The following is a 22,350-nucleotide window of genomic DNA, read 5'->3' on the forward strand; positions in this document are numbered from 1 at the left end:
GGTGGGGTCCGCGCCGATCTGGTCGGGCTGCACGACCGGCAGGGGGCGCGAGCGGGTGCGACCGGCTCGCTCGGCTGCCATGTTCTCAGTCATCGCATCCTCTGCATCTCTTCACCGCAGCGGGCCGCGAGCAGCTCCGCTGCGGCCTGCACGATCCACGTCATCGCCGGGTCCGCGCTCTTCATCCACTCCGGGTGCCACTGGACTCCGAGCACCGGAGCCCCTGGGAGCTCCACCGACTCGACCACGCCGTCACTGGTCCGCCCGGTCACGACCAGCCCGGCGCCGCAGCGGTCGACGGCCTGGTGGTGCCAGGAGTTGGTCAGCGCGTGCTCGCCGAACAGGTCGGCGGCGATCGAGCCCTGCTCGAAGGTCACGAGGTGGTCAGCGGTGCCGTCGGTCGGCGCAGCCTCTGTCGAGAGGTGGCTCACGGAGCCGGGCGGAAGATCGGCGATGAGCGTGCCGCCAAGGGCAACGTTGAGCACCTGCATGCCGCGGCACACACCCAGCACGGGTATCCCCCGCTCCAGCGCGGCTCGGACGAGCTCGATCTCGTACTCGTCCCGGGCCACGTCGTGGGCCATCGGGTCCATCCGCGGATCGATGTCGCGAGCCACTGTCGTGTCGCCGCCCCAGCACGCCGGATGGACATCCTGTCCCCCGGTGATCACCACACCGGACAGCCACCGGCAGATTTCCGTCGCGTCGGTGTCGTACGACAGGTGCACCGGAAGTCCGCCGCCCTGCGCGATGCGGCTTGCGAAGTCCGACATGTAGCTGTCGGTGCAACGGTCGCCGTACCTCTCGTCGGATCCCTTGAGCAGTTCCAGCCGGTACCGCCGTCCGGTGATGCCGATCAGCGGCCGCACCGTCACGGCCTCCTCACGCGTACTCACGGCAGTTCGAAGTAGCGAACCGACTCCCACTGCGAGAGCTCGGCGAACGGGTCGCCGCCTGCGGTGTGGAACTGCATCCACTCCCACTTGCGCGACGCGATCCAGTAGTCGACGAACTCGCCGCCGAGGAGTTCGCGCAGGATCGGGTCGGCGTCCAGGGCCGCCGCGGCCTTTGTGATGGTGTCCGGGATCCGGTCGACGCCCAGGCCCGGTGGCAGACACCACGCCATGTCGGTGACCTGCTCGGGCGGGTCGATCTTCCGCTCGATACCGGCGATGACGCCGGCCAGCACGCCCGCGAGCGCGAGGTAGAGGTTCGCGTCCGCGCCCGGGAGGCGGTACTCGAGGCGGGAGTACTCGGGGTGTCCGCAGACGGCGCGCACCGCGGCGGTCTTGTTGCTGATCCCCCAACTGATGGTGACCGGCGGCCCACTGAGGTCGACCAGCCGCCGGTACGACGTGATCTGCGGCAGCACGATCGACGTGTTGCCCTCCATCGTCGCCAGCAGCCCGCCGATGGCGTGCAGCATCGTGGCCGACGGTCCGTCCTCGGCGTAGAAGGCGTTGTCGCCGTCGTGCTGCAGGGAGAGGTTGATGTGGGATGCCTGGCCGTAACCGGCGGTGGGCTTGGCCATGAAGGTCACGCTGTGCCCACGCTCGAAGGCGACCTCGCGCATGATCTGGCGGGTCCGTGCCCAGGCGTCGGCGACCTTGATCGGGTCGCCCGGTGCGAGGTTGAGCTCGATCTGACCGGCGGCGTCCTCGTCGCTCCATGCCTCCCACTCGATGCCGACCTCGTCGAGGCGGTCGGCCACGGCGTTCATGTAGTCGGTCCAGTCCTTCGACTTGGCGAGGTGGTACGCCGTGCCCGCGCTGCCGCCCAAGGGGGTCAGGTCGCGGTACCCGCGGGCGCGCGCCTCGTGGATCGACTCCTCGAAGACGGTCGCCTCGATCTCGACCGCAACGGTCGCGGTGAATCCGTGGCCTGCCAGCCGCTCGGTCATCTTCCGCACGAGGTTGCGCGGGCAGATCGGGACCGGCGTGCCGTCCTTGAGCCAGTAGTCGCCGATCACCGAGTCCAGGCCCGGCTTCCACTCGACAAGGGTCGACATGTCGGGACGGAGGTAGACGTCGTCGAGGTGGCCACGCCAGGCGGGGTAGGCGGAACCGAAGACGGGAACGTTGCCGAGGTCGAGGCCGAACAGGAGATCCGCGAAGGCAAAACCGGCGTCCTTGCCCGCGGCGAACTTCTTGGGCGAGACGTTCTTGCCGAGAAGACATCCCTCGTGGTTCGTCGCCTCGAGCCGGACGGTTCGCGCGCCGGAGCCGCGGAGCGACGCGCTCGTGGCGGCGGTGCTGAGTTCAGACATCGTAACGAACCTTCCAGGAGGCGCCGGTCATCACCGACAGCTGGGACAGGGTGCCCTGGATCCCCAGGGCACCCGAGGCCAGGACGGCCATGAGGTCGTCCGCGCCGGAGAACACGCCGGCGAGCGTCTCGGGAGCCCCGGCGATCAGGTACTGCGTGGCGCCGTCGCCGAGCACGGCCTGCTCCAGGCCCTCGGGCCCTTCGGTGACCGCGATCAGTACGTCGGGGATGCCCGGCAGCGAGCGTGTCGCGTCCCAGAACCGCTGAGCGGCATCCCGCCACTCGGGCAGCGGCGGCGTGAGCGCCCGCAGGACTCCCCCGGCCAGGTCGGCGTCACCGGAGGGCTCCGCCGTCGGCGTGAAGCGCGCGTTGAGGTCGACCGTGACAGCGGCGTCCGATTCGGCCGGCACGCCGCTGGCCACGTCGATCCCGTCGTCACCGAAGGTGATCGTCGCGGCCTGGGGCGTGTCGTGAGAGCGCATCGCCACGGTGCCGGCGGACCTGGTCAGAGCGTCGACGGCATGCCCGGCCCGAGCCGAGTCACGCAGCGTACGGGCGATCAATCGCACGACGGGGCTCGCGTCGTCCTCGATCCTGACGTCGATGTCTGCGCCACCCGCAGACGTCGACGTCAGGGCCGTCATGGTTCCGGTCATCCTTCGGTCCTTTCGACTTCACGAGCCACGCGTCACGTGATGACGCCGCACTGGCTCGAACAAATCCGAGGTTACTTAGTCACATGACTGAAACGGATGACTATGATGTTGAGGTACGGGTCACACGCTGTCAACACCCGGTTTCCACGCCGTCCGGAAAGGCCATGGCATGAACAGACCGCTCCCCCCGCACTGGGAACGCCTCGACACCGACGCCCAGCTCGCAGCCCAGGCCATCGCAGACGTACTGACGACGCCCCTCCGCGAGCTCGGAGCCCAGGCGGCGCGCGAGCTCTTGGCGAGCACGCCGTCCGACCGTCCACTGACGCCCCTCGACCGAGTCGACGAGGTGACCGTCCGTACTCGCTCCGGACCACTCCGCGCGCGCCTCTACCACCCACCCGGCTCGCCGGACGAGGGCCTGCGGCCGACGCTGCTGTATCTCCACGGCGGCGGATTCGTTCTCGGAACCCTCGACGGAGTCGACGAGGTCTGCCGCGCCATCGCCGCTCGGTCCGGATGGGCAGTGCTCTCCCTGGAGTACCGGCTCTCCCCGGAGCACCCGTACCCGGCGGCCCTCGAGGACGCGCTCGACACGCTGGCCTGGCTCCGCGAGTCGGCCCTCGATGCGGGCATCGATCCGGACATGATCGCCGTCGGCGGCGACTCCGCGGGCGGCAACCTCGCCGCCGCGCTCTGCCTCCACCTCCGGGATCGCGGACTCCCGCTCCCCGTGTCGCAGGTCCTCGTCTACCCCGCGGTCGACGACCGGTTCTCCACGCCGTCGTGGACCCGGTTCGCCGACGCACCCCTGTTGACTGCAGCCGATGCCCGTTGGTTCTGGGAGCAGTACATCGGCCCGGACCACCAGGGCGGCGTCGATCAGTACGCAGCTCCCATGAAGGCGGCGTCCCTGCATGGATTGCCGCCGGCCCTGGTCCTCACCGCCGAGGTCGACCCGCTGCGTGACGACGCCGAGGCATACGCCGAACGACTGCAACACGACGGCGTACCCACCACGTGCATTCGCCACTCGGGCGTGTTCCACGGCTTCTTCACCGAGGTCGGCGTCTTCGCCAAGACCGACGCGGCGATCGACGACATGGTCCGCCACCTGCGAGGCATCGCCACCACTCGCGCCACGTCAGCCTCGACTCCTTGATAGCCACCGGGCATTGACGAAGGTCACGGCCATGGCTACCTTCTTGGTCAAACGACTTCTTAGTCAAATGACATAGACACATGACCACCTTCGTGCCGTCCATCCGCCCCCTTGGACCACGAGAAGGCAGAGACCATGACTGACACCTCCTCCACCGCCCCGGTCGTCGACGTCCTGTGCGTCGGCGCCGGGTTCTCCGGCCTGTACGCCGCCTATAAGGCGGCCGAGCAGGACTGGACGTTCGCCGGGTACGAGACCGCCCCCGACGTCGGCGGCACCTGGTACTGGAACACCTATCCCGGCGCCCGGTGCGACGTCGAAAGCCTCTACTACTCGTACTCGTTCAGCGAGGAGCTCCAGCAGGAGTGGACCTGGAGCGAGCGCTTCGCCCCGCAGGCAGAGATCCTGAGCTATATCAACCACGTCGCCGACCGCTTCGATCTCCGTCGGCACTTCCGGTTCAACACCAAGGTCATCGCAGCGAACTGGCTTCCCGATGAGCACCTCTGGGAGCTGACCCTCGACTCAGGCGACACCCGCCGTGGTCGCTACCTCCTGGCCGGCTCGGGCGGTCTGTCGACGCCGAAGGAATTCGACGTGCCCGGCCTGGAGAACTTCACCGGGCTGACGGTGTCGACGAGCCGCTGGACCGTCTCGCTCGACGCCCTCGCCGGCAAGCGGGTCGCCGTCATCGGCACAGGGTCGTCCGGCGTGCAGTGCATCCCGCTCATCGCCGAGGTGGCCGACCATCTGACCGTATTCCAGCGGACCCCCAACTACGTCTTCCCCGCCCGCAACGCCCCGGTGCCCGCGGAGACAGTCGCTGAGATCAAGAGCAAGTACCCCGCCGTCCGCGAGGAGTGCCGGCAGTCCCCCGGCGGCATCCCGGACCGCCCGGTGACCGACCGCGCCTTCGACGTCTCCGACGAGGAGCGTCAGGAGCGCTACGAGCGGGCCTACGAGCGCAGCGGGTTTCTCGGCGTCGGCGCGGAGTTCGCCGACCTCCTCACCGACCTGAAGGCCAACAAGACCGCGGCGGACTTCATGCGTCAGAAGATCCGTGAGATCGTCCATGATCCGCGGACCGCGGCCCTCCTGGAACCCCGGTTCCATCCGCTGGGCGCCAAGCGCAGCTGCTTCGGAACCGACTTCTACGAGACGTTCAATCGTCCGAACGTCTCGCTCGTTTCGCTGCGTGATGAGCCGATCACGACCATGACCTCCGACAGCATCGTCACCGAGGGCGGCTCCTACGAGGTTGACGCCGTCGTTCTCGCGATCGGTTTCGATGCGTTCACCGGCCCCCTGTTCGCACTCAACGTCACGACGCCGGAGGCAGGCAGGCTCCAGGATGCATGGAGTGACGGCGTGCGCACCTACCTGGGCATCATGACCGCCGGATTCCCCAACTTCTTCATGATCGGCGGCCCCCAGAGCCCCGCACTCGCGAGCAACGTGATTGTGACGATCGAGCAGGCGGTCGACTGGATCGCCGACCTGATCACCCATGCCAGGGCCGAAGGCAGCGATGTCATCGAACCCACCGCCGAGGCCCAGGACGACTGGGTGAGCATCACCGAGGCCACGGTCAGCCAGACGCTCTATGCGTCCACCGACTCCTGGTACCGCGGCTCCAACGTGACCGGCAAGCCGGCCACCTTCCTCGGCTACGTCGGCGGCGTCGGCAAGTACCGCCGCATGTGCAACGAGATCGCCAAGCGCGGCTACCCCGGCGTCAGGATCGGCGAACAGGCCGTTGCCCCCGGGATCGGCCGCATCGACGAGGAGATCGCGTGAAGGTCGTCCACCAGCGGTACGTCGCCCACTCCGATGCCCACTACGCCGGCAACCTCGTCGACGGTGCGTTCAGCCTGAAGTTGTTCGGTGACGCCGGAACACACCTGGCGATCGCCGTCGACGGCCACGAGAGCCTCTTTGCCGGGTACTCCTCGGTCGAGTTCCTCGCGCCGATCCGCGGCGGAGACGTCATCGAAGCAGAGGCACGCCTCGCGTCCAGGGGCAACCGGAGCCGAACGGTCGAGTTCGAACTGCGCATCATCTGCCGTTCCTTGGACGAGACCGGCCGCGCCGAGGTACTGGCCGAACCCATCGTCGCTACTCGTGCCCGAGGGACGGGCGTCGTCCCTGCAGGCGCAATCGAGAACGGAAGTTGATGCAGCTATGGACACATCGAGAGACGTACGTGAAGAGGCGTGCGAGATCGTCGTGGTCGGTGCCGGCATAGCGGGGTTGATGGCGGCGACCACCCTGTCCGATCGGGACGTCGTCGTGCTCGAAGCCACCGATCGAGCCGGGGGACGCGTGGAGTCGGTTCGCCAGGGCGACTACTGGATCAACCTCGGAACCCAGTTCACCGAGGGGACCGGCACCCTGATCGAAGCCCTCGAACGCCACCGGATCCCCATGGGGACGCTGGCGGGCAAGAAGGTGGCCCTCGCGCTCCACGGAAAGCAGGTCGACACCTCAAATCCGTTCGGCCTGATGCTGCGCTCCCGGATGTCCTTCATGGACCGGGTCGGACTGGCGGCTGTCGGCGCTCGCATTCTCGCGGCCGTACCGTTCCTGGCGATGTACCCCGACAATTCCCTGGCGAAGCGGGTCCGGGCGGCACTGGATGCTCGCCCTGCGTCGTACGTGCTTCGCGGCGTTCGCTCCGAAGTCGCGCGGGCCATGGTGCGGTCCTGGTCCGGGCAGTGGATGGGGTGCGAGCCGGAGGAGACGGCGGCGACCCAGTTCGCGATCTCGATGGGGATACTCCTGACGGACCCGGCAAAGGTTCCGAACTTCTCCCTACCGGAAGGGGGAAACCAGACCCTCACCGACATCGTGGCCGCCGACCTCGGCGATCGACTGCGGCTGAACTCGCCGGTGAGGTCGGTGGAGTGGACCGAGGACGGCGTCGTCGTCGACTACGAGGACGAGAACGGACCTGCGCGGATTCGCGCCCGCCGTGCGATCGTGGCCGTGCCCAGCGACGTGGCTGTGAAGCTCATGCCCGGCCTCCCATCCGGGTATCGGGCGGCGTTCGAGGACATTCACTACGGCCGGTACGTGGTGGTGGGCTTCTTCACTCGCGAGGAGGGCCCGCAGCGGTGGGACGATTACATCGCTGTGTCGACGCCGCAGCTGTCGTTCCAGGCGATGTTCAACCATGCCGCGGCCCTGCGCGGTCCTGGCCCACGGAAGCCGGGTGGCGCGCTGGCCTGCTTTGCGGGCGGCGCGGCGGCCGACAGCCTGTTCGAGCTCACCGATGAGGAGATCGTTACTCGATTCACCGCTGACCTCCTCTCGCTCTACCCCGAGCTCGAGGGGAAGCTCGACGAGGGGATCGTCCGACGTCACCCCCGGGTCGTGCCGTTCTGGCCACCCGGCGGACGTGCCTCGCTGCCGACGCTGCGCCAACACCTCGGCCCCGTCCACCTGGCCGGCGACTACCAGCTCGACATGCCCTCACTCGCCGACGCGGCCTCGTCGGGCGAGCGGGCCGCGGAGCAGGTTCTGGCGAGCCTGACCCGCCCGGTGCGCTGACGGTCCGACGCGCACCGCATTCTTCAGCCGCCCGCGCCGGCGGCCGCTCCCCGACATCTTCGTGCCCGCCATTCGCGGCTGCCCCTTGCAAGGAAGACAACCATGCCTGCCACACAGAACCCCACCCGTCAGGCGGACCGGCTCTACCACGACCTCCTCTCCCCCGCGGAGACCCGGGAGCTCCGCGACCGCGTGCGAAAGATTGCTGCCGACGTCGTCGCCCCCGCCGCACGCCGGATCGCGAACGGGGATGAGCGCGTCGACGGCTTCCCGCAGGACGTCTTCGACGGCCTTGCCTCCGCCGGTCTGTTCCGGGTGCCCTTCGCCGCCGAGGTCGGCGGGGACGGCCTCGCGCACCCGGTCACGGCGACCGCCGTCGCTATCGAGGAACTGGCCCACTACTCCAGCAGCATCGCGGCGGTCTTCGACGTGCACTGCATCCTGGCCGGCAATGCCCTGACCCACGGCACCCCAGCACAGCAACAACGGTGGCTGCCCCAGGTCGCCAACGGCTCGGTCGTCGGTGCCTTCGCGACCACCGAGCCCGAAGCATCGTCCGACCTGAGCCCACAGGCGGTGCGGACCGTCGCCGTCCAGCGGGAAGACACCTGGATCCTCAATGGCCGGAAGCGGTGGATCTCCAACTCACCGGTCGCGGGATTCATCGTCACGCTCGCTCGCACCGGCGACCGGCTCTCGATGTTCATCGTCGACACCTCCCTGCCCGGAGTGCGGGTCGGCGAGCCCGATCAGAAGATGGGCAACCGGGGCCAGCTCACCGCCGACGTGTGGTTCGAGGACGTCGAGCTGACAAACGACTCCTTGCTCGGCGGCGAGCCGGGACACGGACTCCGTCACGCACTCGCCACACTCACGCTCGGCCGCATCGGCATCGCCGCCGCCGGTGTCGGCATGGCGCAGGCCGCGTTCGACCACGCTGTCGCGCACCTGTCGACCCGGGAGGCGTTCGGACGGAAGCTGGCCGCCAACCAGCACTGGCAGTTCCTGATGGCCGAGCGCGCCACGGAGATCGAGAACGCCCGCAACCTCTACCTCAAGGCTGCGCTGCGCCGTGACGACGGCGAGATGTTCCCCGAGCCGGAAGCCGCGATGGCGAAACAGTACGGAAGCCGGCTGGCGGTCGACATGGCGCGCGATGCGGTCCAGGCGTTCGGCGGCCTCGGCTTCGCCCGTGAGCTCAGCGCCGACGGCACTCCGGGGCCGGTCGAGGCGATCTACCGCGACAGCAAGATCGGGGAGATCTACGAGGGCACCAACGAGGTCCTGAAGTGGGTCATCGCTCGCGGCATCTTCGGCAAGGAGATCACCGGATGAGCTCGCGAACCGCATCCTGACCATGTCGGGTGGCAGCCGCGGCATCGGCCCGGCGATCGCCGTCGCCGCCGCCCGGCGTGGCGCCTACGTAATTCTGCGTGGACAGGTTCGGCGGCATCAACATCGTGGTCAACAACGCTTCGGCCATGGTCGTCGACGGCACGGCACCGACACACTGACCACGAAGCTCCCGCTGCGGCCGCCCCGCGCCGCGCGCGATTCGACCTGACGGCCGACATTCAACTGCGCGGCATGTCCCCACGCGATGGCCAAGTACGGCATGACGATCGTGCCCCTTGGCTGGGCAGCCTGCGAGCCCAGTACGACGTCTTCGTCGATCCACCGCAATGCCGGCATACACGGCCGCGCTGGGAGTGAAGCGCGGACCACACGATCCACCCGCGGGCGAGCAAGCCCGCCGCGAGGCTCATGAGGAGTCACCATGCTGAACCTGTCGATCCTGCTCGAGGACTCCGCCCGCAAGTACCCCGACCGCGACGCCGTCGTACTGGGCCCGACCCGCCTGACGTACAGCCAGGTGAACGCCGCGGCCAACCAGGTCGCGAATATGCTGGTGCATCGCGGGATCGGCCCCGGTGACAGGGTGGCCCTCAGCTGCCCGAACCTGCCGCACTTTCCGGTCGTCTACTACGGGATCCTCAAAACCGGTGCAGCTGTCGTCCCGCTCAACGTGCTCCTGAAAAGCCGCGAGATCGCCTACCACCTGGACGACGCCGACGTGACGGCGTACTTCTGCTTCGAGGGCACCCCCGAATTGCCCATGAGCGCCGAAGGCTTCGCCGGCTTCCAGCAGGTCGACGCGGTCGAGCACTTCTTCGTCATCACCGATGATCCGGCCGCTCCCAGCCCCATCGACGGCGTCGAGACGCTCGGCAGTGCCCTGGTCGGCCATGGCACAACGCTCGACTCAGCAACGACCGAACCCACCGACACGGCAGTCATCCTGTACACCTCCGGGACCACCGGACAAGCCAAGGGCGCAGAGCTGTCGCACGCCAACACAGTGATGAACGTGCTGGCATGCAACCGCCTGTTCCGCAGTACACCGGCTTCCGACAGCCACCTGCTCTGCCTCCCGCTCTTCCACACCTTCGGTGCCACGGTGCAGATGCACGCAGGCTTCTCGATGGCTGCCACCCTCTACCTCGTCCCCCGCTTCGATGCGCGCGAAGTCGTCGACCTGATGGGCCGCGAGCCCATCACGTTCTTCGCCGGCGTACCCACCATGTGGTGGGGGCTCCTGAACGCGCTCAGCGACGACATCGACGTCAAGCGCATCGCGGGCAACCTCCGGATCGGCATCTCCGGAGGAGCTGCACTCCCGACGGAAATTGCCCACCGGATCCAACAGTGCCTCGGGATCACAGTGCTCGAGGGATACGGGTTGTCGGAGACTTCTCCCGTCGCGACGTTCAGCGACCCCGATCTCGACCCACGCCCAGGATCGATCGGGGTGCCCGTCTGGGGCGTCGAACTGAAACTCATCGACGACGACTGGACCGAGGTGACCGAGAGCGGCCAGGTCGGCGAAATCGCGGTCAGGGGCCACAACGTGATGAAGGGTTACTACGGCCGGCCGGAAGCCACCGCCGAGGTCGTCCGCGATGGCTGGCTCCGCACCGGCGACCTCGCACGACGCGACGAAGACGGCTTCTACTACATCGTCGACCGGTCAAAAGACCTCATCATCAGAGGCGGCTTCAACGTCTATCCGCGTGAGATCGAAGAAGTCCTGATGAGGCATCCGGAGGTCAGCTTGGCCGCCGTCATCGGCGTACCTCATGACAGCCACGGCGAGGAGATCAAGGCTTTCGTCATCCTCCAGCCCGGTTCCTCCCTCACCACCGACGAGCTCGTCGCCTGGGCCAAGGGAGAGATGGCATCCTACAAGTACCCGCGCATCGTCGAGTTCGTGCCCAGCCTGCCGATGACCGCCACCGGAAAGATCCTCAAGCGCGCGCTGGACCGCAGAACACAGCAGTGACACACAAGACGCACGCCCCTTCAACGGCGCCCGGCTGCCGGTCGAACTCCGCGCGCACGGACGACCGCTCGATGCGCCATCTGCGAGCCGGTGTCGTCTCACCGGTCGGCATTTCGGCGTGCGGCTCGGTCCGCCGAGGAGGGCGCATCCAAGGAATACTCCACCGGGCAATCGAATGCCGAAACCGGTAGGACAGCCCAGTAACGCCGCGTGTCTGACGAACTGGCCCCGCGCAGCGAGCGGTGTTGCGCCGGGGCCCGTGCGGTGCCTGGCTTCGGAGGACTGTTGGCGGTGGCGCTCAGCCCTTCGTCGGCCGAGCTCGATTAATCCGCTTTCGATTCACCCGCTGAAGAGTGGGGGCTCGGTCGACGTCTAGGGCGAACGAGATCACCAGCAAGGCGTCGGCGTTGCGCCGCACCGGAAGTTGCTCGAGGAATTCGGAGCGCTCGCGCATGCTCGTCACGCTGTAGCCCAGAAGGTCCAGGCTGGAAGCGCTACGCGAGATGGCGAAGGACAGTTCATCGGCCGCGCGCTCCACGCATGGCGGGAAAGTAGCACAAAGTAACGGAGCGGGGGCGTGTGCGGCGACCGTGCCGGGCTGCGCTCGTACCCGCCCAGCACGTCTCGCCCGGCCGAAATGAGAGCGCTGCAAGCGCAGTCTCCAAGGGGACGGAGCGCCACTTGATTCCGATATGCCCTCATTGTTCGCGAAATTCTCTCGAAATTATGAGTTCACTTTCTGTTGACGCAGTCACAGGCAACACCTAGTTTGCAAGCGCTGCAACAAGCTGCGACAGCGACCTGGGGCTGCGATGTTGAGATCCAACCTTCGCCTTGTATTCGCTGGTCAGCGCCCACACACGGGCTAGCTGCACACAGCGTGACCCTGCCCTTCCGGGGCATGCGCGCGGCCGGGTACGGGACGCCTTGCGCTGCGCAGTTGAATTTTGATCTTGAACACATGAACTCTGTGGGACGCCCCTTGCTTTTAAGTGGTGTCTCTTGGCGGCTCTTGCCAAGGGGAAACGTTGACGAGCGCGAGCGGCCCCCGCCTCACTACAAGGAGCACGATGTGAGCAGACATCCGCAGAGCCGCACCAGGCATTCCTCTCTTCTCCGTGGCAGACCAGTGGTCAAGGCCGTTCTGACGGCGTCCATCGCCACAGCCCTGGCGGCCACCATGCCCTCCGCGCCGGCTGTGTCGGCTGTGTCGGCCCAGGCAGCCACCAGCACCGCGGCTGCCGGCAACGCACGGTGCGCCGTCCCCGAGGAGCCGGGACGCTTCAAGGACGGCACCGGTTCGGCCACCGTCACGGTCACCGACGTCGACGCGGACTGCCTGCGCACGTACAAGCTGGTCAGCTCCGTCGCCGGCGAGCGGGTCTTCAAGGAGGCGCCGGGCAAGCCGACCCTGCGATCCGGGTCCGTGCTGCTGGACGGCCTGTACGCGATGGCTCATGACGACGCGGAGCTGAACAAGACCGACCGGCTGACCGACGGCTCGTACAACGACGGCAAGCCGATCGACTGTCCGGGCGGCTGCTACCAGACCGGCAAGCTCTGGACGTACGTCTGGACGCGGGACGTGGCGTACTCCGCCGACCTCGGCCTGACCACGGCCGACCCCGAACGGATGCGTAACACGCTCGCGTTCAAGCTGAGCGAGCGGCGCGACGGGTCCGGGGACACCCAGATCATCCAGGACACCGGCACCGGCGGCAGCTACCCCAGCTCCACCGACCGGGTCGTGTGGGCGCTCGGCGCGAGCGAGATCACCAACTGGCTCCCCGACGGCAAGCGGCAGGCGTTCGCGGACAAGGCGTACGAGGCGATACGCAACACCATCGAGCACGACCGCAAGGTCGTCTTCGATCGGGGCGACGGCCTCTACCTCGGTGAGCACTCCTTCCTGGACTGGCGCGAGCAGAGCTACGCGGACTGGACCAAGAACGATGTGGCCACCATCGCCACCTCGCGCTCGCTGTCCACGAACGTCACCCACTGGGCAGCCATCGACGCGGCCTCCCGTCTCGCTGCCGACGCAGGTGACAAGACCGCAGCTGCCAAGTACCGGGGCTGGGCGGACGACTTGATGCAGGCTGTCCGGGAGAAGTTCTGGCTGCCCGAGAAGGGCCAGTTCTCGCAAATGCTCAGCACCGAGAAGGACACCTCTCCGGTCAACCGTTACGACGCCCTGGGCACCTCGCTGGCCGTACTCACCGGCGTCGCCACACCGGAGCAGGCCAAGCAGGCCGTTGCGAACTACCCGCAGACTTCCTACGGCCCGTCGGTGCTCTGGCCGCAACAGCAGGGCGTGCCCTCGTACCACAACAACGCGGTGTGGCCGTTCGTGACCGCCTACATGATGCGGGCCGCCGCCCGGACCGGCAACGATGCCGTGGCCACGCAGCAGGCCCGCTCCCTGGTCCGCGGCGGGGCGCTGTTCGCCACCAACAAGGAGAACATCAACATCCTGGACGGCAGCACCAAGACGGCCCTCAACTCCGACCGTCAGCTGTGGAGCGTCGCCGGCATGATGTCGATGGTCCAGCAGAGCATCTTTGGTATCGACGCCCGTGAGGACGGCCTGCACATCGATCCGTTCCTGCCCGCCCAGCTGCGCGAAACCTACTTCCCCGGCGGCGAGCGGGCGGTGCTGAACGACCTCGATTACCGGGGCCACAAGCTGAACGTCGCGCTCGACATCCCGGCGGGCAAGGCCGGTGAGGGCGCATACCAGGTGGAGTCGCTGACCCTCGACGGCAAGGAGGTGCCGGCCGGTACGCCGATCACCGAGAAGATGCTCGGCGACGGCGAGTCCACCGTGGTCGTCAAGCTCGCCAAGCCCGCGGCCGGCTCGGGACAGAAGGCGCCGAAGCCCGTGGACCTCTCCTCCAAGGAAGCCCTCTACGGGCCCACCACTCCGGACGTCAAAAGCGTCACCGTCAAGGACGGCCGCACGCAGCTGTCCCTCGACATCGGCGACGAGAACCCCTCCAAGGTCACCATGGACGTCCTCCGCGACGGCAAGGTGATCGCCGAGAACGTCGCGGTCGGCGCCGGTGAGCAGACGTGGACCGACAGGACCGCGCGGCCGGAAGAGGTCTCGCACTGCTACAGCGTCCGCCTGACCTACACCTCCAGCGGAAACACCTCCCAGCATGCCAAGCCCGAGTGCTACTGGGGACCGGGCGACGACCGCGTGCACAAGGTCACCGGCGAGGACTTCGAAGCGACCGGCGGCAAGAAGACCACCGGCGAAAACGGCGTGTACTACGCCGACTGGGGCACCGCCCCGGGCGACAAGCTCGCTGCCCGCATCACCCCGAAGGCCACTGGCGAGTACCTGCTGCAGGCCGACGCCGCGGTCGGCGGGCCGATCAACACCGGTGTCTCCAGCGGCATGAAGATGCTGCGTGTCTACGACGACGCCACCGGCGAACTCGTCACCGAACGTGTCATCGCCATGCCCAACACGGGCAGTTGGACGACGGTGCGGGGCTCCACCTTCGCCAAGGCCGAGCTCACCGAAGGCAAGACCTACCGCATCGAACTCGCCCAGGACCCGCTCGCGGTCAACATGAGCTACTTCCAGCACAACGCGCTCTACAAAGACACCCGCGAGGGCCCCTCCAACTACAGCGACGTGTACGCCATCAAGGCACTGCTGAAGCGCACGACCACAGCGGGCCCGAAGCAGTGAGCGAGCCCGCACCGGCCATCCACGAGCCTTCATCCCTCTCCTCGGAGGAGATCGAGTGACCCGCACACGGAAGCTGACCGCAGCCATTGGGGCCGCCCTAGCCCTGACGGTGGGATCGTCCCTGACGCCGCAGTGGACACCGGCGACGGCGGCCGAATCCGATGAGGCCCCCGGCGCGCCCGGGGCCGCCCCGTCGACGGCCCGTCCGCCCGCGGACAAGACCGGCTTCGGTACGAGTTACGGAACGTCCGGCAAGACGTGGTTCACCCTTCAGGGCGGACGCCTGGGCGAGGTGTACTACCCGACCCTGGACACGCCCAATGTGCGCGAGCTCGGCTTCGTGATCACGGACGGGAAGGACTTCGCCGTCCGTGCCGACGAGGCATCCCGCCAGGTCACCCGGCTCTCCGATCCGCAGAGTCCGACCTACCGGACCGTGTCCACGGACAAGGACGGCCGCTGGCGGCTGACGACCACCTATGTCACCGACCCCGACCGCTCCGCCGTCCAGGCCGACGTCGAGTTCGAGTCGCTGACCGGCCGCCCGTACCAGGTGTACGCGCTCTACGATCCGGCCCTGAGCAACTACGGTGCCGACGACTCCGGTCGTACGAAGGACGGCGCCCTGGTCGCCTCCGACGACCGGACCGCCAGCGCACTGGTGGCCTCCACGGGCTTCACCGCCACCTCCAGCGGCTACCTGGGGGCCAGCGACGGCTGGACGGACCTGCTGCAGGACCGGCGGATGGACTGGACGTACCGCTCCGCGTCGAAGGGCAATGTCGTCCAGACCGGCCGGACCACGCTCACCGGACTCGGCAACGGCCGCCGCACCACCCTCGCCCTCGGCTTCGGCCCGGACGCCACCCGGGCGTTGAAAACGGCGAACACCTCGGCCGGCACCGGGTTCGAGCGTGTCTCGGCAGCGTATGCGGCCGGCTGGCACCGCTACTTGTCCGGGCTGCGCCGCCCGCCGGAGGCCCTGCGCACCGAGCGGGAACGGCAGGCGTACCGGGTGTCGGCGATGGTGCTGGCGGCGACCGAGGACAAGACCCACCGCGGCGCGTTCGTCGCCTCACCCTCCATGCCGTGGTCGGGCAAGGAGGAACCGGACACCAGCGGCTACAACGCGGTCTGGGCGCGCGACCTGTACCAGGTGGGTACGGCCCTGATCGCCGTCGGGGACCGGGCGGGTGCCGAGCGGGCGCTGGACTATCTCTTCGAGAAGCAGCAGAGACAGGACGGCTCCTTCCCGCAGAAGTCCGCGACCGACGGCACGCCGATCTGGACGGGCATCCAGCTCGATCAGGTCGCCTTCCCGATCCTCCTCGCCGACCAGCTCGGCCGTACCGACGCGAAGACCTGGTCGCATGTGAAGCGGGCCGCGGACTTCATCGTGGGCTATTCCAAGGACGGGCACACCGCTCCCTGGTCGGAGCAGGAGCGCTGGGAGAACCAGAGCGGCTACTCGCCGGCCACCATCGCCAGTGAGATCGCCGGTCTGGTCACCGCCGCGAAGATCGCCGAAGCCAACGGTGACACCGACTCCGCGCAGCGGTATCTGGACACCGCCGACGCCTGGCAGCGCAAGGTCAAGGACTGGACAGTCACGCACAACGGGCCGTACTCCACCAAGCCGTACTTCCTGCAGCTGACCAAGGACGGCAATCCCAACGCCGGCACCACGTACGACGTGAGCAACGGCGGCCCCGCCGACGCCGACCAGCGCACCATCGTCGACCCCAGCTTCCTGGAACTCGTACGGCTGGGCGTGCTGCCGGCCGACGACCCGGACGTGGTCCACAGCCTGAAGGTCGTCGACGAGCAGCTCGGCTTCGACACCCCGAACGGCCGCTTCTGGTACCGCGGATCCTTCGACGGCTACGGCGAGACCGCCGACGGCAGCCCCTGGTTCATCTCCCAGCCGGGCGACGGCCGCACCCACGGCCGCGGCTGGCCACTCCTCAACGGTGAACGCGGCGAGTACGACCTGGTCGCCGACGACCCGGCCGGGGCGCGCGAACAGCTCGCCGCGATGGCACGTACCGCGGGCTCCGGCTATCTGATGGCCGAACAGGTCTGGGACGACAAGGCCCCCGCCGGCTTCACACCCGGGACCGGCACCACCTCCGCGACGCCCCTGGCCTGGACGCACGCCCAGTACCTCCGGCTCGCCGTCAACCTCGCCGACGGCCGCCTCACCGAGCAGCCGCCCCTCGTCGCCTGCCGCTACACCGACCGCTGCGACTGACTCACCGGAGACCTCGGGCGTTGGCTGTGGGGTTACGGGACAACGCGTGGTCCAGGGTGGTGCGTCGTCCCTCCGCCTGTCCGGCGGGCAGGCGGAGGGACGACGTTGACCATCCCCTTTCGCATCGGGACGCCGCCGGTCTGCTGAACCGGCTACTCGTTCGGCACCCCGGCCGCCACCACGTTCTGAGTGGTGAGATCGACACGCAGCTCCCCCGAGCCGGCCTCCGGCTCGAACTCGGACTGCAGTATGTCCAGCTTCTCTTTGTCCAGCCCCTCATCCACCACCGCGAACACTTCTTCCCGTGTACACGGCCGGGTGGCACCACTCGTCGCGTCATACGTCTCGTGCACATGCACAACGCGACCGTCTTCCTTGTCGTAGACGAAGTACCTCGGCATTGGTTTCCCTCTCAAGCGTCATGGATTGGTGATGACAATTCCGCAACCCATGGCGTCAATGTCAGGTCCGAATGTGCGCATCCTGAAGGTGACAGTCCGGCCGAAGCGAACGACTGCTGAATCGTGGACGTTACTGAAGGCGCCGGCAGCCCCCCAGTGGTCACCTCCGAAAACCTGAGTGTTCGTTCGATTTCCGTCGATGAAAGGTATGTCGATCACGACGGCGTTGTCCCGGTCGAATTGGATTCGCGGGTCGAGCATCGTGATCGAACCCCATGCCACGAATGTGGTGGTTGCCCCCAGGTCGATTGTGACGGACCTGCTGGCTGGTGAGTTCACGAACAGTTGCCTGGTCGCGGCCGCCATTCTTGCCTCCCCCGAGTTGTAGGGCCAGAAGGGCCCGAAGCTGGTGGATTCTGTGTCGTCATGGGTTGGGCACGGTTCGGCGAACGTATATACGAACGCCCTCCCCGGGCCGCGCGACGGCTATCGGCGCTGCGGAATCGACGGCACACTCGTTCCCGGCAAGCCGAAAATCACCGTGCTGGAAGGCTGCTCCTCTCTCCCCGGAAAGTCAACGGCGTCGAGTGAAGTATGAGCAACCCCGCCGAATACGGAATTAAATCTTCAGTCTGCCGCCTGTGAGGGAAGTGACGTGAATTACCAGTTATTCGTGGAACAGCACGTCATGCCGCGTACGCCGCCGGCCGGACGGGTGCCGCCCAAGTCACCGCGCGCGAACGAGGCGCGGCCGTCTACGTGATCAAAAGGCGGCACGCGCGGCGGCGTCCATATGCACGCGAAGTCATCTGTACGTCGCGGACGGACGTCGCTACAACCGGAGAAACGGGGATGCTGCCAAGGAGGGGTCACCACCATGCCGCAACGTCTCGTCGTGTGCTGCGACGGTACCTGGTTCGATCCGTCCATGGCCTCGGCCTCGAACGTGCGCCGCCTGCACAACGCCCTGCTTCCCACCGATGCCGACGGGCGCCCTCAGCGCAGCCACTACGAACCCGGGGTGGGAACCGAGGGCGGCCTGCTGCGCAGGCTGCTGGGCGGAGCGGCGGGAGCCGGCTTGTCGCAGGACATCCTCGACGCGTACCAGTGGCTGGCCACCGCCTACCAGCCGGGGGACTCCATCGCACTGTTCGGTTTCAGCCGCGGCGCCTACACCGCCCGCAGCCTCGCCGGCCTGATCACAGCCTCAGGGCTGATCGACCTCGACGGCCTGAATGCCGCCACCGCCGGTCGCCACGTGCATCGTGCCTACGCCCACTACCGGGCCCGCGAGAACGACCGGCGGTGGCGCACGGGACTGCACTTCCGCTTCGACCCGGACGACGCCACCGCCATGCCGGTGGATTTCATCGGTGTCTGGGACACGGTCGGCTCCCTGGGCATTCCCACCCACCTGGCCGGCATCAACCTGCTCGTTCCGATGAAGCGCCTGGAATTCCGCCACAACGTGAACTTGAATCCGCACATCCAACACGCCCGCCACGCCCTGGCCATGGACGAGCGACGCCGTCCGTTCACCCCGACGCTGTGGGAGAACACAGTGCCGGGACAGGACGTCGAGCAGCGTTGGTTTCCCGGCAGTCACATGGACGTCGGCGGCGGCCACCTGCGGACCGGCCTGAGCGACGGCGCCCTGCAATGGATGGTCGATGAGGCGGCCAGGACGGCTGGACTGCGCTTCTCCCCGCACTCGCTGAGGCAGATCGTCCCGGACCCGGTCGACGTGCAACACGACGACAACCGGGGTGTTTTTAACGTGGTGCCCCTCTTGACGGAGCCCCTACTGGACACGTTGCTGCAGATCGTATGGCAACTGCGGCCGCGCGCCGTCCCCCCGCTCGTCGCTGCCGACAGCGCAGAACAACACGTGCGCGTTACCCAGACACTGGACCCCTCGGTGCGGCAGCGACAGGAACAGCAGCCGATCACCAGCGGACCCTACCGGTCCGGCCGTCTGCTCCGCGTCGGCCAAACAGCCACCATAGAGGTCTTCGCCCGCGAGTTGTGGAACGACACCGGTCTCTACCTCGAACCCGGCAGCTACAGGTTCCAGGCCACGGGCCAATGGCTGGACGGCTGGATATGGTCGGGCCCGGAAGGCACCACCGGGTGGGACCGCTTCCGTCCCACCGTTCTGCCGCGCCACATCGGCACCCTCATCGGCCAGGGCGTCAGGATCTACCGCAGCGTGACCGGCCAGCAGGAGGCCACCGCCCCGGGCGCGCCACGTGAGGTGGATCTCCCGTGGATGTGCCTCGTCGGCTACATCGCCAACGACGCTGAACACGTACAGGGAGCCCCCGGCAACCGCGGCCACGAACGCATCGCGCTCGGCAGTCACACCACCCACCAGGTGAGCCAGGCCGGCTACTTCTACGCGTACGCCAACGACGCCTGGGGCTTCTACGGCAACAACCGCGGCAGCGTCCACCTGACCGTCACCCGCAGCGCCTGACGCAGAAGCCCCACCCCTTGGCCTTACGGGTGGTCGGGGCGCTGATCTGCGGGGACGCCGCCGCCCGGGCCGCCGCCCTTGCGGCCCTTGTCGGTGCCGTGTGCGTGCTCGGCGCCGCCGGGGCCCACCTTCCGGTCGGAGCCCGCCTTGGCCTCGGCCGCGTCCTGTACGGCGGCGCTCTTGCCACTGCGGCGCAGTTCGTTCGACTGCGGGTTCTTGCTCTTGCTCACCGCGTCCTCCTCAGGAGTTCGCCGGCTCAGGATTTCCGCTGGTCGTCGCGCTCGTTGCGCTGCCCCTTCGGGCCGAGCCCACGCTCCGTCCGGGGGCCGTGGGTCTGCCACTGCGGATCGTCCTCGAGCCGCCCCTTCGCGTCTTCGTTCGCGTGCTTGTCCGGGATTCCCTGGTCCTCGGCTTCCCGACGGAGCTTCGCCCGTCGCCTGTCGAACTTCTTGCTCCCTGGTTCGGGCATGGCTTCTACACCTCCTCTGGACCGGTTCTCCTCTCCCTGGGGTCCCAAAACAACCAAAAAGCCGCTAATAGTCGCATGCGCTGCGCTGACCACATTCGCACGCGCCTGCGCCCGCGCGCGTGCGCTAGCGTCCGGCTCATGATCGAGATACGACAGGCAGGCCCTGAGGACGCCGAGGAACTGGTACGGCTGCGTCGGCTGATGTTCGCGTCGATGAACGGCTCCGACGAGCCAGGCAGCTGGGAAAAGAACGCAGCGGAGATCGCCCGCCGGCAGCTGTCGGGCTCCGACCCGGTACTGGGCGCCTTCGTCGTGGACGCGGACGGCGCGGCGGACGACGGCGCCGCTCCCCGGCTGGCCGCCTGCGCGGTGGGCACGGTCGAGCAGCGGCTCCCCGCACCGCAGCACCCCACGGGACGCTTCGCCTTCATCTTCAACGTGTGCACGGACCCGGAGTACCGCGGCCGCGGATACGCCCGCGCGACGACCGAAGCGCTGCTGGCCTGGCTGGCCGAACAGGGCGTGTCCCGAGTCGACTTGCACGCCACCGATGAGGCGGAGGCCCTGTACCGAGCCCTCGGCTTCGCGGAGCACTCGACGCCCCTGTCCCTCGACGTCCGCACCTACGCAGCCACGCGCCGCCTCTGACCTGCCAGTTCGGCCATACACTGCCACCACCCAGTTCTCGTTCCGGTACCGCATGAAGGAAACCGCCACCGTGGCCGACTCCCCCGCCACCGCGTCCGCCCCCGCCGGCCAGGCGCACCGTACGTCCGTCGTCATCATCGGCGCCGGCCCCGCCGGTCTGACGCTCGCGAATGTCCTGCACACCGCGGGCGTCGACTGCGTCGTACTGGAGGCGGAGAGCCGGGAGTTCATCGAGCAGCGGCCGCGGGCCGGCTTCATCGAGGAGTGGGTGGTGCACGCCCTGGACCGGCACGGGCTGGCCGGCGGACTGCTGGAACGGGCCGAGCGGCAGCGGACGTTCGAGTTCCGGTGGGACGGCGAGCGGCATGTGGTGGAGCCGGGCCGGTTCTCCGGGCAGAGCCATTTCGTCTACCCGCAGCCCTTGTTGGTGACGGACCTGGTCGCCGCCTACGCGGACGCGGCGCGCGGCGACATCCGCTTCGGCGTACGGGACGTCCGGCCGGCCGGCATCGACACCGACCGGCCCTCCGTCTCGTACACCGATCCGGAGACGGGCGCACGGCAACGCATCGACTGCGCGTACATAGCTGGCTGCGACGGCGCGCGGAGCGTGGCGCGCGCCGCGATACCCGCCGGTCAACTCCGCATCTCCCGCCTGGACTACGGCATCGGCTGGCTCGCACTGCTCGCCGAGGCCCCGCCGTCCGCCGAGGGAGTCGTCTTCGGCATCCACGAACGCGGCTTCAGCGCGCACATGGCGCGTACGCCCGAGGTCACCCGGTACTACCTGGAGTGCCCGCCGGGCGACGACCCCGCGAACTGGCCGCACGAACGGATCTGGAGCGAGCTGCGCACCCGCCTCGCCGCGACCGGCGCGCAGCCGCTCACCGAGGGCCGGATCATCGAGAAGACGGTCCTGGACATGCACAACTACGTGGTCGAGCCGATGGGTTACGGCCGTGTGCACCTCGCCGGCGAGTCCGCCCACCTGGTCGCGCCGATCGCGGCCAAGGGCATGAACCTGGCGATCCACGACGCGCTGCTGCTCGCCGGCGCGCTCGTCGCGGCCTGCGTGAAGGGGGACGAGAGCGCGCTCGGCCGCTACTCGGACGCCTGCCTGGAGAAGGTCTGGCAGTACCAGGAGTTCTCCCAGTGGCTGTCCGAGGTGATGCACGGGGCTTCGTCCGGCGACCCCTTCCGCGCGGGCACGGCGGCGGCCCGGCTGCGGCAACTGCTCGTGTCGGACGCCGCGGCGGCGGCCTTCGGCGAGACGTACCTCGGCTCGGCCACGGACATCGCGGCGCTCTGAGAGCCTGCGTCTACGCCCCGGCCGGGCGCCCCAGCCCCTCCAGCACCCGCGCCCCCGGCAGGGACGCGAGCGCCTCGCCCGGGACGATGAGCTTGCCGCGCCGGGCGCCGCTGCCGATCAG

20 protein-coding genes and 1 pseudogene are annotated in these 22,350 nt (G+C 68.2%); 11 read left to right on the forward strand and 10 right to left on the reverse strand.

Translation table 11 applies throughout. From position 1 onward, the window contains the following. Positions 1 to 89: 89 nt before the first annotated feature. The 3 genes from CCS38_RS04570 to CCS38_RS04580 are packed head-to-tail and all read right to left on the reverse strand — an operon-like array spanning position 90 to position 2,921. The gene (locus tag CCS38_RS04570; RefSeq protein ID WP_223731894.1) at positions 90 to 896 is read right to left on the reverse strand and encodes a gamma-glutamyl-gamma-aminobutyrate hydrolase family protein; all 807 of its coding nucleotides are present in this window, start codon (positions 894 to 896) and stop codon (positions 90 to 92) included. Beyond that, on the reverse strand, positions 893 to 2,266 hold the full coding sequence (locus tag CCS38_RS04575; RefSeq protein ID WP_223731895.1) for a glutamine synthetase family protein: 1,374 nt from the start codon (positions 2,264 to 2,266) through the stop codon (positions 893 to 895). The genes CCS38_RS04570 and CCS38_RS04575 overlap by 4 nt, the downstream gene beginning before the upstream one ends. Next, positions 2,259 to 2,921 carry a hypothetical protein gene (locus CCS38_RS04580; protein ID WP_223731896.1) on the reverse strand — a complete coding sequence of 221 codons (663 nt, stop codon included), beginning with the start codon at positions 2,919 to 2,921 and terminating at the stop codon, positions 2,259 to 2,261. Before CCS38_RS04580 ends, CCS38_RS04575 begins: the two co-directional genes overlap by 8 nt. 169 nt (positions 2,922 to 3,090) lie before the next feature. Here CCS38_RS04580 and CCS38_RS04585 point away from each other — a divergent pair, with 169 nt between their 5' ends. From CCS38_RS04585 to CCS38_RS04605, 5 genes are all read left to right on the forward strand, one after another. Further along, positions 3,091 to 4,083, forward strand: a complete 993-nt coding sequence (locus CCS38_RS04585; protein ID WP_223731897.1) for an alpha/beta hydrolase — start codon at positions 3,091 to 3,093, stop codon at positions 4,081 to 4,083. 135 nt (positions 4,084 to 4,218) lie between these two features. Next, the gene (locus tag CCS38_RS04590) at positions 4,219 to 5,880 is read left to right on the forward strand and encodes a flavin-containing monooxygenase (protein WP_223731898.1); all 1,662 of its coding nucleotides are present in this window, start codon (positions 4,219 to 4,221) and stop codon (positions 5,878 to 5,880) included. Further along, the gene (locus tag CCS38_RS04595; protein WP_223731899.1) at positions 5,877 to 6,257 is read left to right on the forward strand and encodes a hotdog domain-containing protein; all 381 of its coding nucleotides are present in this window, start codon (positions 5,877 to 5,879) and stop codon (positions 6,255 to 6,257) included. The genes CCS38_RS04590 and CCS38_RS04595 overlap by 4 nt, the downstream gene beginning before the upstream one ends. Positions 6,258 to 6,264: 7 nt before the next feature. After that, complete coding sequence (locus CCS38_RS04600) at positions 6,265 to 7,632, forward strand: flavin monoamine oxidase family protein (RefSeq protein ID WP_223731900.1); 1,368 nt, start codon at positions 6,265 to 6,267, stop codon at positions 7,630 to 7,632. Between the two features lie 102 nt (positions 7,633 to 7,734). After that, positions 7,735 to 8,967: an acyl-CoA dehydrogenase family protein gene (locus CCS38_RS04605; protein WP_223731901.1), complete on the forward strand. Its 1,233-nt coding sequence runs from the start codon at positions 7,735 to 7,737 to the stop codon at positions 8,965 to 8,967. Here CCS38_RS04605 and CCS38_RS04610 read toward each other — a convergent pair. Further along, positions 8,957 to 9,115 carry a hypothetical protein gene (locus CCS38_RS04610; protein WP_223731902.1) on the reverse strand — a complete coding sequence of 53 codons (159 nt, stop codon included), beginning with the start codon at positions 9,113 to 9,115 and terminating at the stop codon, positions 8,957 to 8,959. The genes CCS38_RS04605 and CCS38_RS04610 overlap by 11 nt on opposite strands. Before the next feature lie 294 nt (positions 9,116 to 9,409). Between CCS38_RS04610 and CCS38_RS04615 the strand changes: the two genes are divergently transcribed. After that, a complete protein-coding gene (locus CCS38_RS04615) occupies positions 9,410 to 10,972 on the forward strand; it encodes a long-chain-fatty-acid--CoA ligase (RefSeq protein WP_223731903.1) in 1,563 nt (520 codons plus the stop codon). 298 nt (positions 10,973 to 11,270) lie between these two features. Here CCS38_RS04615 and CCS38_RS04620 read toward each other — a convergent pair whose 3' ends face one another. Then, positions 11,271 to 11,510, reverse strand: coding sequence for a hypothetical protein (locus CCS38_RS04620; RefSeq protein WP_223731904.1), 240 nt, complete (start codon positions 11,508 to 11,510; stop codon positions 11,271 to 11,273). Between the two features lie 534 nt (positions 11,511 to 12,044). Here CCS38_RS04620 and CCS38_RS04625 point away from each other — a divergent pair. Both CCS38_RS04625 and CCS38_RS04630 read left to right on the forward strand, forming a co-directional pair. Beyond that, positions 12,045 to 14,675: an MGH1-like glycoside hydrolase domain-containing protein gene (locus tag CCS38_RS04625; RefSeq protein WP_223731905.1), complete on the forward strand. Its 2,631-nt coding sequence runs from the start codon at positions 12,045 to 12,047 to the stop codon at positions 14,673 to 14,675. A 55-nt stretch (positions 14,676 to 14,730) separates the two neighbouring features. After that, a complete protein-coding gene (locus tag CCS38_RS04630) occupies positions 14,731 to 16,926 on the forward strand; it encodes a glycoside hydrolase family 15 protein (protein WP_223731906.1) in 2,196 nt (731 codons plus the stop codon). A gap of 152 nt (positions 16,927 to 17,078) precedes the next feature. Here the strand turns inward: CCS38_RS04630 and CCS38_RS35245 are convergent, their stop codons facing one another. Both CCS38_RS35245 and CCS38_RS04635 read right to left on the reverse strand, forming a co-directional pair. Next, on the reverse strand, positions 17,079 to 17,213 hold the full coding sequence (locus CCS38_RS35245) for a hypothetical protein (protein WP_263301691.1): 135 nt from the start codon (positions 17,211 to 17,213) through the stop codon (positions 17,079 to 17,081). A gap of 132 nt (positions 17,214 to 17,345) precedes the next feature. Further along, positions 17,346 to 17,693, reverse strand: coding sequence for a hypothetical protein (locus tag CCS38_RS04635; protein ID WP_223731907.1), 348 nt, complete (start codon positions 17,691 to 17,693; stop codon positions 17,346 to 17,348). A gap of 511 nt (positions 17,694 to 18,204) precedes the next feature. Here CCS38_RS04635 and CCS38_RS04640 point away from each other — a divergent pair. Then, positions 18,205 to 19,803, forward strand: coding sequence for a T6SS phospholipase effector Tle1-like catalytic domain-containing protein (locus CCS38_RS04640; RefSeq protein WP_223731908.1), 1,599 nt, complete (start codon positions 18,205 to 18,207; stop codon positions 19,801 to 19,803). Between the two features lie 23 nt (positions 19,804 to 19,826). Here CCS38_RS04640 and CCS38_RS04645 read toward each other — a convergent pair whose 3' ends face one another. Then, a complete protein-coding gene (locus CCS38_RS04645) occupies positions 19,827 to 20,033 on the reverse strand; it encodes a hypothetical protein (RefSeq protein WP_030255866.1) in 207 nt (68 codons plus the stop codon). Positions 20,034 to 20,059: 26 nt separating this feature from the next. Continuing rightward, on the reverse strand, positions 20,060 to 20,272 hold the full coding sequence (locus CCS38_RS04650; RefSeq protein ID WP_223731909.1) for a hypothetical protein: 213 nt from the start codon (positions 20,270 to 20,272) through the stop codon (positions 20,060 to 20,062). 138 nt (positions 20,273 to 20,410) lie between these two features. Here CCS38_RS04650 and CCS38_RS04655 point away from each other — a divergent pair, with 138 nt between their 5' ends. Together CCS38_RS04655 and CCS38_RS04660 are read left to right on the forward strand one after the other, a co-directional pair. Then, positions 20,411 to 20,920 carry a GNAT family N-acetyltransferase gene (locus tag CCS38_RS04655; protein ID WP_223731910.1) on the forward strand — a complete coding sequence of 170 codons (510 nt, stop codon included), beginning with the start codon at positions 20,411 to 20,413 and terminating at the stop codon, positions 20,918 to 20,920. Between the two features lie 70 nt (positions 20,921 to 20,990). Then, positions 20,991 to 22,229: a 4-hydroxybenzoate 3-monooxygenase gene (locus CCS38_RS04660; protein WP_223731911.1), complete on the forward strand. Its 1,239-nt coding sequence runs from the start codon at positions 20,991 to 20,993 to the stop codon at positions 22,227 to 22,229. A gap of 10 nt (positions 22,230 to 22,239) precedes the next feature. Here CCS38_RS04660 and CCS38_RS35830 read toward each other — a convergent pair. Then, a pseudogene (locus CCS38_RS35830) lies at positions 22,240 to 22,350 on the reverse strand (YbaK/EbsC family protein); the annotation flags it as partial.

Origin of the sequence: Streptomyces purpurogeneiscleroticus (genome assembly GCF_020024005.1) — a bacterium.
GTDB classification, from domain to species: Bacteria; Actinomycetota; Actinomycetes; order Streptomycetales; family Streptomycetaceae; genus Streptomyces; species Streptomyces purpurogeneiscleroticus.